The 14,963-nt window shown below is 67.9% G+C and carries 15 protein-coding genes; 7 read left to right on the top strand and 8 right to left on the bottom strand.

Going from position 1 to position 14,963, the window contains the following annotated elements:
• The first annotated feature begins 112 nt into the window (after positions 1-112).
• From AB7M35_RS20395 to AB7M35_RS20410, 4 genes are all read left to right on the top strand, one after another.
• Positions 113-880 carry a GntR family transcriptional regulator gene (locus tag AB7M35_RS20395; protein WP_453962294.1) on the top strand — a complete coding sequence of 256 codons (768 nt, stop codon included), beginning with the start codon at positions 113-115 and terminating at the stop codon, positions 878-880.
• A 192-nt stretch (positions 881-1,072) separates the two neighbouring features.
• Positions 1,073-2,035: an amidohydrolase family protein gene (locus AB7M35_RS20400; RefSeq protein WP_453962295.1), complete on the top strand. Its 963-nt coding sequence runs from the start codon at positions 1,073-1,075 to the stop codon at positions 2,033-2,035.
• A gap of 62 nt (positions 2,036-2,097) precedes the next feature.
• Positions 2,098-2,724, top strand: a complete 627-nt coding sequence (locus tag AB7M35_RS20405) for a cysteine hydrolase family protein (RefSeq protein WP_453962296.1) — start codon at positions 2,098-2,100, stop codon at positions 2,722-2,724.
• Positions 2,725-3,478: 754 nt separating this feature from the next.
• Positions 3,479-4,843, top strand: a complete 1,365-nt coding sequence (locus AB7M35_RS20410; protein ID WP_453962297.1) for a DUF4041 domain-containing protein — start codon at positions 3,479-3,481, stop codon at positions 4,841-4,843.
• A gap of 81 nt (positions 4,844-4,924) precedes the next feature.
• Here AB7M35_RS20410 and AB7M35_RS20415 read toward each other — a convergent pair whose 3' ends face one another.
• The 8 genes from AB7M35_RS20415 to AB7M35_RS20450 all read right to left on the bottom strand — a co-directional run bounded on the left by AB7M35_RS20415 (position 4,925) and on the right by AB7M35_RS20450 (position 11,857).
• Positions 4,925-5,764: a DODA-type extradiol aromatic ring-opening family dioxygenase gene (locus AB7M35_RS20415; RefSeq protein WP_453962298.1), complete on the bottom strand. Its 840-nt coding sequence runs from the start codon at positions 5,762-5,764 to the stop codon at positions 4,925-4,927.
• A gap of 119 nt (positions 5,765-5,883) precedes the next feature.
• Positions 5,884-6,198 carry a hypothetical protein gene (locus AB7M35_RS20420; protein ID WP_453962299.1) on the bottom strand — a complete coding sequence of 105 codons (315 nt, stop codon included), beginning with the start codon at positions 6,196-6,198 and terminating at the stop codon, positions 5,884-5,886.
• Positions 6,199-6,439: 241 nt separating this feature from the next.
• Positions 6,440-7,186, bottom strand: a complete 747-nt coding sequence (locus AB7M35_RS20425; RefSeq protein WP_453962302.1) for an ABC transporter ATP-binding protein — start codon at positions 7,184-7,186, stop codon at positions 6,440-6,442.
• Positions 7,183-7,977 (bottom strand): ABC transporter ATP-binding protein, encoded by a 795-nt coding sequence (locus AB7M35_RS20430; RefSeq protein ID WP_453962303.1) that lies wholly within the window; start codon positions 7,975-7,977, stop codon positions 7,183-7,185. Before AB7M35_RS20430 ends, AB7M35_RS20425 begins: the two co-directional genes overlap by 4 nt.
• The gene (locus AB7M35_RS20435) at positions 7,974-8,972 is read right to left on the bottom strand and encodes a branched-chain amino acid ABC transporter permease (RefSeq protein WP_453962305.1); all 999 of its coding nucleotides are present in this window, start codon (positions 8,970-8,972) and stop codon (positions 7,974-7,976) included. Before AB7M35_RS20435 ends, AB7M35_RS20430 begins: the two co-directional genes overlap by 4 nt.
• Positions 8,973-8,974: 2 nt before the next feature.
• Positions 8,975-9,844, bottom strand: a complete 870-nt coding sequence (locus tag AB7M35_RS20440; RefSeq protein ID WP_453962307.1) for a branched-chain amino acid ABC transporter permease — start codon at positions 9,842-9,844, stop codon at positions 8,975-8,977.
• A gap of 175 nt (positions 9,845-10,019) precedes the next feature.
• Positions 10,020-11,201: an ABC transporter substrate-binding protein gene (locus AB7M35_RS20445; protein ID WP_453962309.1), complete on the bottom strand. Its 1,182-nt coding sequence runs from the start codon at positions 11,199-11,201 to the stop codon at positions 10,020-10,022.
• Between the two features lie 371 nt (positions 11,202-11,572).
• A complete protein-coding gene (locus AB7M35_RS20450) occupies positions 11,573-11,857 on the bottom strand; it encodes a GIY-YIG nuclease family protein (RefSeq protein ID WP_453962311.1) in 285 nt (94 codons plus the stop codon).
• Between the two features lie 96 nt (positions 11,858-11,953).
• Between AB7M35_RS20450 and AB7M35_RS20455 the strand changes: the two genes are divergently transcribed.
• The 3 genes from AB7M35_RS20455 to AB7M35_RS20465 all read left to right on the top strand — a co-directional run bounded on the left by AB7M35_RS20455 (position 11,954) and on the right by AB7M35_RS20465 (position 14,789).
• Complete coding sequence (locus AB7M35_RS20455) at positions 11,954-12,109, top strand: hypothetical protein (protein WP_453962313.1); 156 nt, start codon at positions 11,954-11,956, stop codon at positions 12,107-12,109.
• A gap of 321 nt (positions 12,110-12,430) precedes the next feature.
• Positions 12,431-13,513, top strand: a complete 1,083-nt coding sequence (locus AB7M35_RS20460; RefSeq protein WP_453962314.1) for a hypothetical protein — start codon at positions 12,431-12,433, stop codon at positions 13,511-13,513.
• Complete coding sequence (locus AB7M35_RS20465; protein WP_453962316.1) at positions 13,482-14,789, top strand: DNA-packaging protein; 1,308 nt, start codon at positions 13,482-13,484, stop codon at positions 14,787-14,789. Before AB7M35_RS20460 ends, AB7M35_RS20465 begins: the two co-directional genes overlap by 32 nt.
• Positions 14,790-14,963: the final 174 nt, after the last annotated feature.

Raw genomic sequence — 14,963 nt, forward strand, 5'->3', positions numbered from 1 at the left:
GTGACATCGACCGGTGGAGGATTGCGCGCGTCGGGATCGGCGCAGAGCTGTCCCCGATGGTCGGTGGCGATCAGGTGACCCTCCTTTCCGCATGGCCGCGGGGGCAGGATCCATGGACGCGCACCGTCCGACACTGCTGATGACGGAGGATCCGCTGAGCGAGACGCAGAAACTGAGGGCGCGGCCGGATCTCGGGTCCGGCGCCGATGCCTTCGCCACCCAGTCCGAAGCCGCGCACGCGATGATCCGCGAGGACATCCTGTCGGGCAAGTTCGAGCCCGGCCGCAAGCTGCTGCTCGACCACCTGCGGACCACCTACGGCTTCGGGTCGAGCCCGCTGCGCGAGGCGCTGTCGCGGCTGGCCGCCGACCGGCTCGTCACCGCCAAGGGCCAGAAGGGCTACTGGGTGGCGGCGATCTCGCCGGACGAATTCAACGACATCACCGACATGCGGCTGTTCCTGGAGCCGCAAGCGCTGGAGCGCTCCATCGAGCGGGCGACGCTGGACTGGGAAAGCGGCGTGGTGGCGGCGTTCCACCGCCTGTCGCGGGTCGAGGTCACCCTCGACGTCAACCCGATGGAGCTGTCGGGCGAATGGGAGCGCGAGAACCGCGCCTTCCACCTGGCGCTCATCGAGAACTGCGGGTCGCCCTGGCTCTTGCGCTTCGTGATGGTGCTGGCCGAGCAGTCGGAGCGCTACCGCCGCCAGGCCGTCGCCCGCCAGGCGGTGCCGAAGGAGACGCTCCTGCGCGAGCACAAGGCGATCTTCGACGCCGCTATCGAGCGCAACGCCGGCCTCGCCTCGGAACTCCTCAAGGTCCACATCAAGAACTCCGGGCGCAGTCTCGCCAGGGCGCTGTTCCCCTCCGCCGAGGGCTGAGGGGCGTCTTCCGGCCGGTTTGTCCCCGGGGTACAGGCACGGGGATAAATGCGCCGTTGGAATCTGGTAGATTTTGCAAATATCGATTTTCTGAAATAAATTGGACGGAGTGAACGGCGGCGTGCCGCGATCCGTCCGCGAGTCGCGCGTGGATCCGACGCCGCCAAAAATTGGCAAACGGGACATGAACCGGTGACGGATCCGCATCGCATCGACGTCCAGCATCACATCCTGCCGCCGGACTACGTGCGGGCGGTCGGCGCGCCGGCCATCGCCGGCATGATCGTTTCCGGCCGCTGCCCGGAGTGGTCGCCGTCGGTCTCGATCGACGCGATGGACCGCAACGGCATCGCCACCGCGGTCACCTCGCTGTCCGCGCCTGGCCTGCCGTTCGCGGCGGAGGCGGACGTCGTCGCCATGGCGCGCGCCTGCAACGAGTACGTCGCCCGCATGCAGCAGGACTTCCCCGGCCGCTTCGGCAACTTCGCCACGCTGCCGCTGCCCTATGTCGACGCGACGCTTGCCGAGATCGCTTACGCCTTCGACACGCTCCACGCCGACGGCGTCTGCATCCTGACGAGCTACGGCACCACCTATCCGGGCGATGCGGCGCTGGCGCCGGTGCTGGACGAACTCAACCGCCGCAAGGCGGTGGTCCACGTGCACCCGACGGAATCGGTCGACGCGAACCTCCTGGGACTTCCCGCCGCGACGCTGGAATTTCCGTTCGAGACGACCCGCGCGGTGGCCAACCTGCTTTTCACCGGCAGCTTCACGCGCTGCCGGGACATCCGCTTCATCTTCTCGCACGCCGGCGGCGCGGTGCCGTTCCTGGCGGAGCGGATGGGGCGGCTGGAGCGCCGGCCCGACTACCGCAAGTTCGTGCCCGACGGGGTGATCGCCGAGCTGCAGCGCCACTATTACGACGTGGCGCTGTCGGCGAACCGCTTCGCCTTCTCCGCGCTGCTGGAGCTGGTCGGCACCGACCACGTGCTGTTCGCGAGCGACTTTCCCTTCGCCGCCGAGGACACCATGACGAGCACCATCGCCGGCCTCGCCGGCCTCGAACTCGGCGCCGCCGACCTTGCCGCCATCGAGCGCGACAACGCGCTGGCGCTGATGCCGGGTCTGCAGGCCGCCCGCGAACTGATCTAGACCCCGTCGCTCCCGGCCGGCTCCGGCCGGCGCCGCAACCGCCAACCCGCAGGAGGCCCCAAATGTCGGACGTTCTGGAGAGTGTCGAGGCGCGGCTCGCGCCCACCCGGTCGGCGGTGATCGTCATCGACATGCAGAACGATTTCTGCGCCGAGGGCGGCTACGTGGAAACGGTGGTCGGCCGCGACGCCGGCCCGTGCCGGGCGGTGGCCGAACCCATCGCGGCGCTGGTCGCCGATGCCCGCGCGGCGGGCGTGCCCGTCATCTGGGTGCGGGCCGACTACGAGCCCTCCAAGCTTCCGTCCGGAATGCTCGCCAAGCAGCGCGAGCGGTCCACCAGCGTGTGCTGCGCGCCGGGCAGCTGGGGCTACGAGTTCTACGGTCTCGCGCCCGGTCCCGAAGACCCGCTGTTCGACAAGCACTGCTATTCCGCCTTCGTGGGCACCGAGCTGGAGGCCTACCTGCGCAACCGGGGGATCGAGACGCTGGTGTTCGCCGGCGTGCAGACCAACGTCTGCGTGGAGACGAGCTTCCGCGATGCGGTCTGCCGGGGCTTCTACGGCGTGCTCGCCGTCGACTGCGTCGCCTCTCACGCGCCGCCGCTGCACGATGCCACCATCGCCAACATCGGCTTCCTGTTCGGCGACGTGCTGCCCCGCGAGGCGATCGCCGGGCACTGGAAGGGCTGAGGCGGGAAGACTCAGCGCGGAGGTGCGGGAAAGCTACGGTCAGGAAGGACGAAGACGGGTGATGACGGCGACGGTCGCCGCTTGTCGGGCCCGGATGTCTTTCCGTATCCCGTTCTCCGCTCATCCCCGCGAAAGCGGGGATCCATAGGGCGGGACCAAGGGGCGCTTTTCGTTCAGATGGGCACGGTCTCCGGCCTGGTCGGGCGCCCCGGAGAGCAGCGCGTCCGCACCGGATTTCATCCTGCCGTGTCTGCTGCAGCTCCCCATGGATCCCCGCTTTCGCGGGGATGAGCGGAGCAAAAATATCTGCCGCGGAGCAAGTTCAGACGGGTGGGGGGCGTTGAGCGGCTTGTCGCGGGGCTATCTCCGGAGAGGGCAAGCTTGTTGGGCCTCGGGCTTGAGCCAAACACGCCGTTCATTCCCGCGAAAGCGGGAATCCATGGGGCCTAGACTGGGGGCCCATGTGGTGCTGATGGACATGGTGTCGGGTCTGGCCGGGCGCCACGGAGAGCAGCGCGTCCACGCTCTGGTTTCATGCCGCCGCTTCTGGCGCTTCTTCCTTTGAATTTCCGCTTTCGCAGAAGCTTCATCGTCGCGGCGCGCCGCATGCACGCGAAAATGGTGAACTTTACTTCCTAGAAGTGCGGCGCCCCGTTCATCGGGGAAATGTGGTGATATTATAGGGGTTTATTGGTGTAACGAAAATTTCTAAGCTCCCGCAGAGATTGTCAGCAATGCGTTGGTGGGGGGTGATATGGGGCCTTTGGAGATTGGTCTGTTAATTTGGATGCTGTTGCCGGTACTGTTTTTTGTGCTCCTTCTCTTTCTGCGCAGGCGGCTCAAGCGTGTCAGAGCTGATCTGGCAAATGTTAGCCAAGAGGCTGAGGCCATGAAGGCTCGGTTCTCACCGGTAATTTCATTGGAAGATGAAATATCACGACTGCTCATTGAAGAAGCTGAGGCGCAAGCGAATATTTTAAGTATTCAGTCAATATATTCAGAGAAGAGAGCAGTTCTAAGCAATTTGGAGCGCCGGGTAGCTATCTACGACGAGCGACTTTCCTTTGCGGAACTCGGCCTTTATGAGCCGCATTTCGATTTCGGAGACAGTGAGGCCTACAAGAGAAGAATTGCGGAAGGTCGCGACCGACAGAAGGCAATGGTCGCTGCAAAAACGGCTACGCTTTGTCCGAGTGATTGGACTGTCGACGGAAGCCGCTCAAAAGGCCAAACAATGGTGAACCGCCAGATGCGGCTGACGATGAGGGCATTCAACAACGAGTGTGATGCAGCCATTGCCAATGCGCGTTGGAATAATGTGGTCGCTATGGAAAAGCGGATTCTTAATGCTGCCAAGGCGATCGACAGCAGCAACTCCTCGATGAAGCTGACGATTAATGAAGAGTACGTGGCGCTTAAGCTAGACGAACTTCATCTCACACACGAATACCGTGAGCAGCAGAAGATCGAGAAGGAGGAACGTGCCGAGCTTGCTCGAGCCGAGCGAGAGGAGAAGAAGCTTCTCGCGGAGGCGGAAGCCGCTGAAAGAGAGGAGCAAAAGTACCAGGCGCTTCTTGATAAAGCCCGCAATGAGGTTGTCGGTGGGAATGTAACTTCCTCGATGCAAGCTAGGATCGCCGAACTGGAGGCCGCCCTGGCTGCGGCGCACGATGCGAGCGAGAGGGCCCGATCGATGGCGGAGATGACCAGATGCGGGTATGTCTACATCATCTCAAATATTGGTTCATTTGGTGAAGATGTAGTCAAAATTGGCCTGACAAGGAGGCTTGATCCCGATGATCGCGTTAGGGAGCTTGGAGATGCAAGCGTACCATTCTCTTTTGATACTCACGCGATGATATATTCAGATGAAGCGCCCGCCTTGGAGGCCGCTTTGCATAGAAATTTTGCTGATAGAAGAATTAATATTGCGAATATGCGGAAAGAATTTTTTCGAGTTTCTCTTGAGGAAGTTGAGGAAGCCGTTGCGCGGTTGGCGCCACAAGCTTCATTCTTTAAGGATAGGGAAGCGCAGGAATGGCAAGAAACACTGGCGCGGCGGAATACTCTTCTGCAGGGTCTGCAGTTGAAACCTGAGGCGTTTCCCCACGCGATTTGACCGGATACGGAAAAGCCCGCGCAGCGTTGCGCGGGCTTTTCTGTTTGGCACAGGGAAGGGGACTTCCGAGCGGGCAGGGGCTCAGGCGAACTGTTCCCAGACGGCGGCGCCGACGCCGCAGCGCATTTCGGCGCTGGGGACGTAGAAGGTGGGGCGGCCCCGGGCGCCGCCGGCGGCGGCCATCGCCACCATCCAGGCCAGCAGTTCCGTGGTGCCGCCGCCGCCGGCGGCGTTCATCCGCTCGACCGTCGCCTCGCGGCAGATCCTGTCGGCATCGCTCTCGGAGATCAGGTCGAGGAACCAGCGGTCGAAGGTGTCGTCCATGGTGAAGTAGCGCGGGCCGCCCGGCTCGTGGGAGAGGCCGCCGGTGGCGATCAGCGCCACGCGGAGGTCGGCGGGGAGTTCCTCGCGCACGATGCGGCGCAGCGTCCGCCCGAAGGCGACGCATTCCTCCGGCGTCGGCACCGGCGGGTTGATGCAGTTCATGTGGATCGGGACGATCGGCACGTCGTAGCCGAGGTACCAGAGCGGCACCGACCAGTTGTCGTCGAACAGCAGGCCGGAGCCCTTGTCGATGTTGTGGCCCTCGGCGCTGGCAATCGCATGGATCTTGGCGGCGACGTCGGGGCGGCCCTTCACGTGGTAGCCGGGCTGCTTCAGCCAGGCCTTGAAGAACTCGGCCGGGCCGTTCCACTCCGCCGCCTCGTCGACGCGCCAGTGGGGCGGGTTCTTGAGCGGCAGGTTGAGGAGGTGGTCGTTGGCCACCCCGATGATCACGTCGGGCCTGGCGTCCTTCATGATCTGGCCGAGCTCGCCGTAGCCGGCCTGGATCGCGTCCTGCTCCTCCTGGGGGCAGGAGTCCAGCCAGCCGGTCACGCCGGGGGCGTGGGCCATGCCCATGATCGAGACGAATTCGGCCATGTCGTTTCCTCCTCAAACGGTCCCGGACAGGCCGCGCCCGCCCGTGCGGGCAGGCGGCAATGGCGCCGGGAGCCTCGGCCGGCCGGCCCGGCGGAAACCGGGCGGCGGGCTCAGGGGTGCTATTTCTTCTGGTGCTCGACGATCTGGTCGCCGAACGACTTCCGGTAGGCCTCGGCGGCGGCGCTCTTGCTGGTGTTGCGCGCCCCGCCGTGGAACAGCCGGGTGATCTGCGGCAGGAAATAGGGGTGCACACCGAGTTCGCCGAGGCGGCGGACGTCGATGTCGCGGAACGCCTGCTTCTCCGGCTCGCTGAGGCCGTACGCCTCCATCAGCTCCTCGCAGCGCTCCGGGAAGTGCGGCCAGACCGCATTGTCCCGGCGGACCTCGAAGACCATCCGGTTGGAAGGCAGGTCGGGATCGAATTCGTTGGCCATGACGGTACCTCCTTGCCTGCAGGGATCATGTCACCAGAAATTCGATTGTCAAAGAGAAAAACGATTTTTTGAAGCGTTCGACGGTGCGCGCGGATGCTGCGCGCGCGCAGCCGAAAGCCCTGCGCGATTCTGCGCGTTTCCGCGCGAATTTGCGCGCGGCCGAAAAACGCGCGCGCATCGGCCCGCGCGCACCCGTGCGCAGCGGGGATAGCGCTCGAAAAGGCGGTCGCGGGCGCGGGGATTACTCCGCGCGCACGCCCATGATGCGGTCGAGCCGGGACTCGTCCTCGAGCAGCACCCGCGAGGGGCCGTCGTAGACGATCTCGCCGTTGCGCAGGCCGACGGCGCGGGCGGCGAAGGAGAGGGCGCGGTGGACGTTCTGCTCCACCAGCAGGAGCGTCAGGCCCTGCTCGGCGACGATCCGGCGGAGCGCCACATAGAGCTCGTCGACGATGACGGGGGCGAGGCCCTCGGAGGGCTCGTCCATCAGCAGCAGCGACGGGTCGCACATGAGCGCCCGGGCGATCGACAGCATCTGCTGTTCGCCGCCGGACAGCCGGGCGCCGAGGTTCTGCCGCCGCTCCTTCAGGCGCGGGAAGAGGGCGTAGGCCTTCTCCACGCTCCAGCCGCCGTCGCGGGCGGCGACCCGGAGGTTCTCCTCCACCGTGAGGGTGGGGAACACCTCGCGCTCCTGGGGCACCAGGCCGATGCCGAGGCGGCTGCGGGCGACGCGGCTCTCGCCGGTGATCGGGCGCCCGGACAGGCTGACCTCGCCGGCGTGAACGCGGGTGCGGCCGGCGATGGTGGAGATGAGCGTGGTCTTGCCCATGCCGTTGCGGCCGATGATGCCGACGGTCTCGCCGGGGGCGACCTCCAGGGTCAGGTCGACGAGGATCTTCAGCTCGCCGTAGCCGGCGGTGACGGAGGCGAGCGCCAGCGACGCGGCGGTGCGGGCCGGGGCGCGGGTCTCTGCGGCGGCGGCGGTCATTCGGCGCTCCCGAGATAGATGCGCTTCACCTCCGGGTCGGCGGCGATCTCGTCGGGCGTGCCGCGGCGCAGGACGGCGCCCTCGACCAGCACCAGGATCTCGCGGGCGAAGCGGAACACCAGGTCCATGTCGTGCTCCACCAGGATGATGGCGATGTCGTCGGGCAACTGGTCGACGGTGCGCTGGACGACCTCGGCCTCGCGGTGGGGGATGCCGGCGGCCGGCTCGTCGAGGAGCAGCACCTTCGGCTCCAGCGCCAGCGCCAGGCCGAGCTCCACCAGGCGCTGGCGGCCGTAGGGCAGGTCGGAGATCCGTTCGCCGGCGACGTCGGTGAGCGACACGATCTCCAGGATCCGGTCGACCTCGGCGCAGACGTCGGCGCGCGACCACGCCGGCCGCCAGAGGACGGCGGCGCCGCCCATCCGCTCCGACACGGCGACGAAGATGTTCTCGAACACCGTCATCGCCCGGAACAGCGAGGTGATCTGGTAGGTGCGGCCGAGGCCGGCGCGGACCCGCTGGTGCGGCTTCAGCGCGAGCAGGTTGCGGCCGCCGAGGGTGGCGGCGCCGCTGTCGGGCTTCAGGACCCCGGTGAGCAGGTTGATGAGGGTGGTCTTGCCGGCGCCATTGGGGCCGATCAGCGCCAGCCGCTCGCCGCGGGCGAGATCGAAGGAGATGTTGCGGGCCACCCGGATGGCGCCGAACGACAGGCAGAGGTCGCGGACCTGGAGGACCGGCGGCTCGGCGGCGGCGGCGGGCGCGGGGGCGGCGGGGTGCGCGAGCGTCGTCATTTGCCGCGCCTCCCCGCTAGGCCGAGCCGGGCGGCGGTCCGGTCGATCAGGCTGACGGCGCCGCCCTGGGCGAACAGCGCCACCAGCACCAGCAGCAGGCCGAGCCAGAAGTACCAGTATTGCGGGGCGAGCTTGGCGAACACGTCCTGGAAGACGACGTAGACGATGGCGCCGATGAAGGCGCCGTAGAGCCGGCCGAGCCCGCCGATGATGACCACGGTGAGGGCGGTGGCCGACACGTGGAAGGCGAACACCTCCATGGACACGAACTCGCTGGTCTGGGTCTGCAGGCCGCCGGCGACGCCGGCGACGAAGCCGCCGATGGCGTAGATGGCGAGCAGCCGCTGGAACACCGGCGTGCCGAGCGCCCGCATCCGCACCGCATTCTCGCGCAGGCCGCGCATCATCACCCCGAACGGCGAGGTGACGATGAGGCGGAGCGCCAGGTGGATGACGAACAGCACGCAGACGGAATAGACGAAGCCGGTGCGGCCCCACAGGTCGAACTTGTAGATGCCGAGGAGCTTGTCCATGTCGATGCCGCGCAGGCCATCGAAGCCGCCGGTGACGCCCTGGAAGGTGTTGGCGAGTTTGTAGAGGATGGCGGCGACGATGATGGTCATGGCGAGCACGGTGAGCTCGCCGCCGCGCAGCGCGATGAAGCCGGTGACGTAGGCCATGGCGGCGCCGACGAGGCCGGCGACGATCAGCCCGGTGATGGGCTCCGCCCAGCCGAAATAGACCGGCAGGAAGCCCGCCATGTAGGCGCCGGCGCCCGACAGCGCCGCCTGGCCGAGCGAGTTGATGCCGGCGAAGCCGAGGATGAAGTCGATCGACAGGGCGAGGATGATCATGTTGACCACCGCCATGCCGAGATGCAGCTGCTTGCCCATCAGGAGATAGAAGGCGATCGCCGCCAGGTAGACGGGGATCAAGAGCCAGATCGGGCCTTCGACCTGGGTGAACTTCGCGCGCGGGGCGGATCCGGTCGCCATCGTCAATGCTCCACGGTCGAGAACAGCCCGGACGGGCGCCAGAACAGCACGGCGAAGGCCACCAGGTAGATCAGGAAGGCGCCCGACTGGGGCAGCAGGAACTTGCCGGCGTTGTCGATGATGCCGATCAGCAGCGAGGCGGCGAAGGCGCCGCGGATCGAGCCCATGCCGCCGACGATGACGACGAGCAGCACCAGCACCAGGTAGTCGAGGGCGTAGGTGGGCGAGAGGCCGAAGATCTCGATGGAGAGCGCCCCGCCGACGGCGGCGAGCGCCGAGCCGACGCCGAACAGCGCAGAGAACAGCAGCGGCACGTTGATGCCGATGTTTTCCGCCATGGCGCGGTTCGACACCGCGGCGCGGACCCGGGCGCCGACCAGCGTGCGGTCGAGGACGAACCACAGCATCAGCGCCAGCGCGACGCCGAAGCCGACCACCATGGTGCGGTAGACCGGGAAGCTCATCGAGCCGACGGCGAAGCGGCCCTGCAGCCAGTCCGGGATGCGGATGCCGGCGCTGAGCGGGCCGAAGGCGTATGTCGCCGCGGCGATGGAGATGAACACGATGCCGATGGTGAGCAGCACCTGGAGCAGCGGGCTCGCGCCGTAGAAGCGGCGGAACAGCACCGCCTCCATGCCGGCGCCGAGCACCAGGAAGACGAGCGCGATCAGCGCCAGCGCGGGCAGGAAGGGGATGCCGAGATCGCCGGCGAGCACCACCAGCAGGTAGCCGCCGCCCATGGCGAAGGCGCCGTGGGCGAGGTTCACGAAGTTCATCACCCCCATCGTGATCGACAGGCCGATGGTGATCGTGAACAGCAGCATCCCGTAGGCGATGCCGTCGAAGGCGATGGAGAGGAAGAGGTTCGTCATGAACCGGTCGCCGCCTGAAGTCTGCCGCGGCCGGGCGAGGGCCGGACCGGCGCGAGAGGAAAACGCTGACCTGGACGCGGACGCGGCCCCGGCATCGGCGGCGACGGCCGCCGGGCGGGACCCGCATCGCGGGACGGGCGGCGGGCGCGGACGATCCCGCCCGCCGCCGCGCCGGTCACTTCGTGGAGTGAAGTTCCTTCCAGGGATCCTTCACGTCCGGCAGGGTGTCGACGAGCTTCTCCACCAGCTTGCCGTCGTCGTTCTTGACGATGGTGAGGATGTACTGGTTCTCGATGATGTCGCGGGTTTCGGGATCGATGGTGATCGGGCCGCGGGCGCTGTCGTAGGTCCAGCCCTTCAGCGCCTCGACGAAGCTTTCGCCGTCGAAGTCGCCGTCGGTCTTCTCGATGGCGGCGGCGATCGCCGCCATGCCGTCATAGGCCTGCACGGCGAAGGCATCGACCGGCGTGTCCGGATAGGCGGCGGTCCAGGCCTTCAGGAACTTGGCGTTGGCGTCGCCGGGCACGGCGGCGGAGTAGTGGAAGGCGATGATCGCGTCCTCGATGCCCTCGCCCATCTTGTCGAGTTCCGACGGCGGCGCGATGTCGCCGGGGCCGATCAGCTTCACGGAGTCCTTCAGGCCGAGGTTCACGTAGGTTTTCACGAACGACGTGGAGTAGGGGCCCGACGGCATGAAGGCGTAGACGCCGTCGGCGCCCGACGCCTTGATGCGCTGCAGGAAGGGCGTGAAGTCCGGCGTCTGCGGGAACGGCAGCGGGATCTGGTCGACGATCTCGCCGCCGGCCTTCTCGAACCCCTCGGCGAACGCCTGGTTGGCGTCCTTGCCGGGCGCGTAGTCGGCGAACACGGTGGCGATCTTGCGCAGGCCGAGCTTGTCGTAGGCGTAGGCGCCGAGCGGGTAGGACGACTGCCACATGGTGCGGCTGACGCGCACCGCGTAGGGCGAGGCCTCGGTGATGGAGGCGGTGGCGGCGTTGAAGATCACCACCGGCACCTCGGCCTCGTTGGCGACGTCGAGCACCGCGAAGGCGTTGTTGGACCACTGGATCCCCATGATCACGTCGACGCCGTCCTGGACAACCAGCTCCTGGGCCAGGCGCTTGGCGACTTCCGGGTTCGGGCCGGTGTCGTCGCGCTCGATGATCTCGACCTCGTGGTCGCCGAAGGCGTCCGGGTTTTCCTTGAGGAACAGGTCGACGCCCTTCTTGGCGTAGTCGCCGGAAAACGCGGCGGGACCGGAAAAGGTGGAGATGAAGCCGATCTTGATGGGATCGGCCTGGGCGGCGCTGGCAACGAGCACGGCGCCGAGCGCGGCCGCGACTGGGGAAATCTTCATGGTGGTCCTCCGGAATGCGGCGTCTTCGCCTGCAAAGATGGCTGGACCAGAAAAAAGCAGAAAAACGAATTTGTCAAAGAAATCCATTTTCGGGATTTGCGGTAGTCCCGTGGTTTTTGCGGCGATGGCGCGGGGGAGGGTTTCGGATTTTCGATTTTTTGGGGGTGCTGGTGGGTGCGGCGGTTTCATTGTCCGCTCGTGCTGGATCGCTCGCGTTGGGGGTTGTGCATACCCGGCCGGAGCTCCATCGAGCACCGTCACGGCCGGCAGCCCGTTTCCGGGTGTTGTCCGGAGAGTGAGCATTTGGGTCCCGCGGGGCGGTCAAACACTCCGCTCATTCCCGCGAAAGCGGGAATCCAGGGCCGTGGGACTCAGAGCAGGCTGTCGTTGAGATCGCGCCAGGTGGGATTGATCGCCTCGATCAACTCGAGTTTCCAGCGGCGGCGCCACTTCTTGATCTGTCGTTCGCGGAGGAACGCCGCCTCGCGGGTATCGTGAACCTCGTACCAGACAAGCCCGGCGATCCCGTAGGTGCTGGTGAAGCCGGGCCGGACCTTCTCGCGGTGCTCGTAGATGCGGCGGGCGAGGTCGTCGGTCATGCCGGTATAGAGCGTCCCGTTCGGCCCGCTGGCGAGGATGTAGACGTAGAAGGCCATCGGGATGGGTCCGCTGCCGCACCGGTGCATGGCATTCTACAACGGGTCCCGGAGCGGGTGGCCCTGGATTCCCGCTTACGCGGGAATGAGCGGAGGATGGGGAGAGGCCGGAGCAACACCGACCTGCGCCTCGCCCGCTACTTCGGAATGTCGGAGGGGTTCTTCCTCGGCCTGCAGACCGACTTCGACCCGATGCAGCGGCGGCGGGCGATCGAGGCGGAGCTGGCGGGGATCACGCCGAGGGCGGCGTGAGGAAATTGATCCTAGGAAAAAAATCCTTGACAGCGTGACGCTGGTTCGGTAGGGTTCAGGCATCGTCGGAGAGTTGCGGCCGGGGGACGGCGGCGCGGGACCGGCGTTTCAGGACATTTGGGTGAGGCCGGATTTACGGCCCTGGATTCCCGCCTTCGCGGGAATGAGCGGCGTTTTGGCATGCGTTTGCATGCCCGGCGGGCTCCCTATGGATCCCCGCTTTCGCGGGGATGAGCGGAGGTTAGGGCCGGCACTTCCGATTGCTCGACGGGCGCGCTTCGGCGCGCCTTTTTTGGTTTCGCAGGCACGGGACAGGACGCGATGGACGAGCGCTCTCGCCGTTTCGGTCAGGACTGGACGGCGGCGCGCGCCGCGTTCGAGGCGGGCGAGGGGTCGCTGCGCGAGATCGGCGACCGCTTCGGCATGACGGAGTCCGGCATCCGCGGCCGCGCGCTGCGGGAGGGCTGGGACCGGCGGCTTCGGCCGGCGAGGGCGGTTGGGGTGCCCGGCCACCAGGACGCCGGCGGGGCTCAGGTTTGCGTGCCGCAGATGCCGCGGTCCGGGGCACTGGATTCCAGCCTCCGCTGGAATGAGCGGAGTTTGGGAGAGGCGTCGGGGACATACCTGGACGCTGCCGATGAGCACCCATCAGCGCGCGACGGCGCGCCGGCCGGAGGCCGCCCACCCGGAGGCGTCGAGCGCAGCGAGATCGGCGTGATGGGCGAGAGTGAGCACCCGCCAGCGCGCGACGGCGCGCCGGCCGGAGGCCGCCCGCCCGGAGCCGTCGAGCGCAGCGAGATCGGCGGGAGGGGAGAGAGACCCGCCCTGGATCCCCGCTTTCGCGGAGATGAGCGGAGTTTGGGGGAGGCGCCGGGAACATACCCGGACTCTGCCGATGTGCACCCACCAGCGCGCGACGGCGCGCCGGCCGGAGGCCGCCCGCCCGGAGCCGTCGAGCGCAGCGAGATCGGCGTGAGGGGAGAGAGTGAGCACCCGCCAGCGGGCGACGGCGCGCCGGCCGGAGGCCGCCCTCCCGGAGCCGGTGCGCGAAGCGCATCCGGCGTGAGGGGATCCAAACCCCCGCTCGCGACCCGTCCGCGTGGACGGGAGCTGAGGCGGACGCCGTCGGATCGGGCGGCGATGATCGCGCGGCTGTACCGGGTGTTCGAGGCCCGGATCGCCGCCATCGAGGCGCGGTTCGACCCGGACGCCACCGACGACGCGGAACGCGACACCAAGGTGCTGGCGGCGCTGGCGCGCACCCTGGACATCCTGCTTGCCCTCGACCGAAAGGCGCAGGCCGACGGCGGAGAGGCGGCGCATGCCGAACGGATCGACATCGATACCCTCAGACAGGACCTTGCGGGCCGCCTTGATCGCCTCGCTCGACGGGCTCGACCCTGAGGGGCGGGCCGAGTTTCTGGCCGAACTGCCCCACGAGACGCTGGCGTGGCTGGCGCGCGAGTGGACGTTCGTCGCCCGCGACGAGCAGCTGCCGCCGGAGGGCGACTGGACCGTCTGGCTGATCCTCGGCGGCCGCGGCGCGGGGAAGACGCGGGCCGGGGCCGAATGGGTGAAGGGCATGGCGCTGGGCAAGGACGGCTTCGCCCGTGCCCCCGTCGGCCGCATCGCGCTGGTGGGCGAGAACCTGATCGACGCGCGCGCCGTGATGATCGAGGGCGTGTCGGGGCTGCTGTCGGTGCATTCGGCCGACGAACGGCCGCTCTGGCAGCCCTCGCGGCGGCGGCTGGAATGGAAGAACGGCGCGGTGGCGGAGCTGTTTTCTGCCGACGATCCGGAGAGCCTGCGCGGGCCGCAGTTCGGCGCCGCCTGGGCCGACGAGCTGGCCAAGTGGCGGCAGGCGGAGGAGGCGTGGGACATGCTGCAGTTCGCGCTGCGCCTCGGCGAGCGGCCGCGCCAGGCGGTCACCACGACGCCGCGGCCGATCCCGCTTCTGACCCGGCTGATGGAGGCGCCGGCGACCGCCGTGGCGCGGATGCCGACCCGCGACAACGCCGCCAACCTGGCGCCCGGCTTTCTCGACCGGGTGGTCGGGCGCTACCGTGGCACGCGGCTCGGCCGGCAGGAGCTGGAAGGCGAGATCCTGGCCGACCGGGAGGACGCGCTGTGGAGCCGGGCGACGGTGGAGCGGGCGCGGGTCGACGCCGCGCCGGCGCTCACCCGCATCGTGGTGGCGGTGGACCCGCCGGCCTCGGGCGGGCGGGCCTCGGTGTGCGGCATCGTCGCGGCCGGGATCGGCGCCGACGGCATCGGCTACGTGCTGGCCGACGACACGCTGTCGGCGGCGGCGCCCGACGTGTGGGCGGCGCGGGCGATCGCCACCTACCGGCGCTTCAAGGCCGACGCGCTGGTGGCCGAGGTGAACCAGGGCGGCGACATGGTGGCGGCGGTGCTGCGCCAGGTCGACGGCTCGGTGCCGGTGACTAACGTGCGGGCGCACCGGGGCAAGTGGCTGCGCGCCGAGCCGGTGGCGACGCTCTACGCCCAGGGCCGGGTGCGCCATGCCGGCGCGTTCCCCGAGCTGGAGGACGAGCTCTGCGGCTTCGGGCCCGACGGCACCGCGAACGGCCGCTCGCCGGACCGGCTCGACGCGCTGGTCTGGGCAATCACCGCGCTGATGCTTGCGCCCCAGAGCCGGCCGGCGATCCGGCGGGTGTGAGGGGGATGGGTTTGGTTTTGTCCGCTCACGCGAGCGAGCTTCGCTCGCCGCTGCGCCGGCCGGTCAGGCCGCGCCCCGTGCAGCGGCGAGCGAAGCTCGCTCGCGTGAACGGACCGAAATCAGGCCGCCCTCCCGGAGCCGGTGAGCGGAGCGCATCCGGCGTGAGGGGATCAA

It is taken from the genome of Amorphus suaedae (assembly GCF_053629675.1).

Bases quoted from the DNA above. Each gene is read 5' to 3' on its own strand.
- AB7M35_RS20395 (WP_453962294.1), top strand. From the start codon at position 113: ATGGACGCGCACCGTCCGACACTGCTGATGACGGAGGATCCGCTGAGC.
- AB7M35_RS20405 (WP_453962296.1), top strand. From the start codon at position 2,098: ATGTCGGACGTTCTGGAGAGTGTCGAGGCGCGGCTCGCGCCCACCCGG.
- AB7M35_RS20410 (WP_453962297.1), top strand. From the start codon at position 3,479: ATGGGGCCTTTGGAGATTGGTCTGTTAATTTGGATGCTGTTGCCGGTA.
- AB7M35_RS20415 (WP_453962298.1), bottom strand. From the start codon at position 5,764: ATGGCCGAATTCGTCTCGATCATGGGCATGGCCCACGCCCCCGGCGTG.
- AB7M35_RS20420 (WP_453962299.1), bottom strand. From the start codon at position 6,198: ATGGCCAACGAATTCGATCCCGACCTGCCTTCCAACCGGATGGTCTTC.
- AB7M35_RS20425 (WP_453962302.1), bottom strand. From the start codon at position 7,186: ATGACCGCCGCCGCCGCAGAGACCCGCGCCCCGGCCCGCACCGCCGCG.
- AB7M35_RS20430 (WP_453962303.1), bottom strand. From the start codon at position 7,977: ATGACGACGCTCGCGCACCCCGCCGCCCCCGCGCCCGCCGCCGCCGCC.
- AB7M35_RS20435 (WP_453962305.1), bottom strand. From the start codon at position 8,972: ATGGCGACCGGATCCGCCCCGCGCGCGAAGTTCACCCAGGTCGAAGGC.
- AB7M35_RS20440 (WP_453962307.1), bottom strand. From the start codon at position 9,844: ATGACGAACCTCTTCCTCTCCATCGCCTTCGACGGCATCGCCTACGGG.
- AB7M35_RS20445 (WP_453962309.1), bottom strand. From the start codon at position 11,201: ATGAAGATTTCCCCAGTCGCGGCCGCGCTCGGCGCCGTGCTCGTTGCC.
- AB7M35_RS20450 (WP_453962311.1), bottom strand. From the start codon at position 11,857: ATGGCCTTCTACGTCTACATCCTCGCCAGCGGGCCGAACGGGACGCTC.
- AB7M35_RS20455 (WP_453962313.1), top strand. From the start codon at position 11,954: ATGGGGAGAGGCCGGAGCAACACCGACCTGCGCCTCGCCCGCTACTTC.
- AB7M35_RS20460 (WP_453962314.1), top strand. From the start codon at position 12,431: ATGGACGAGCGCTCTCGCCGTTTCGGTCAGGACTGGACGGCGGCGCGC.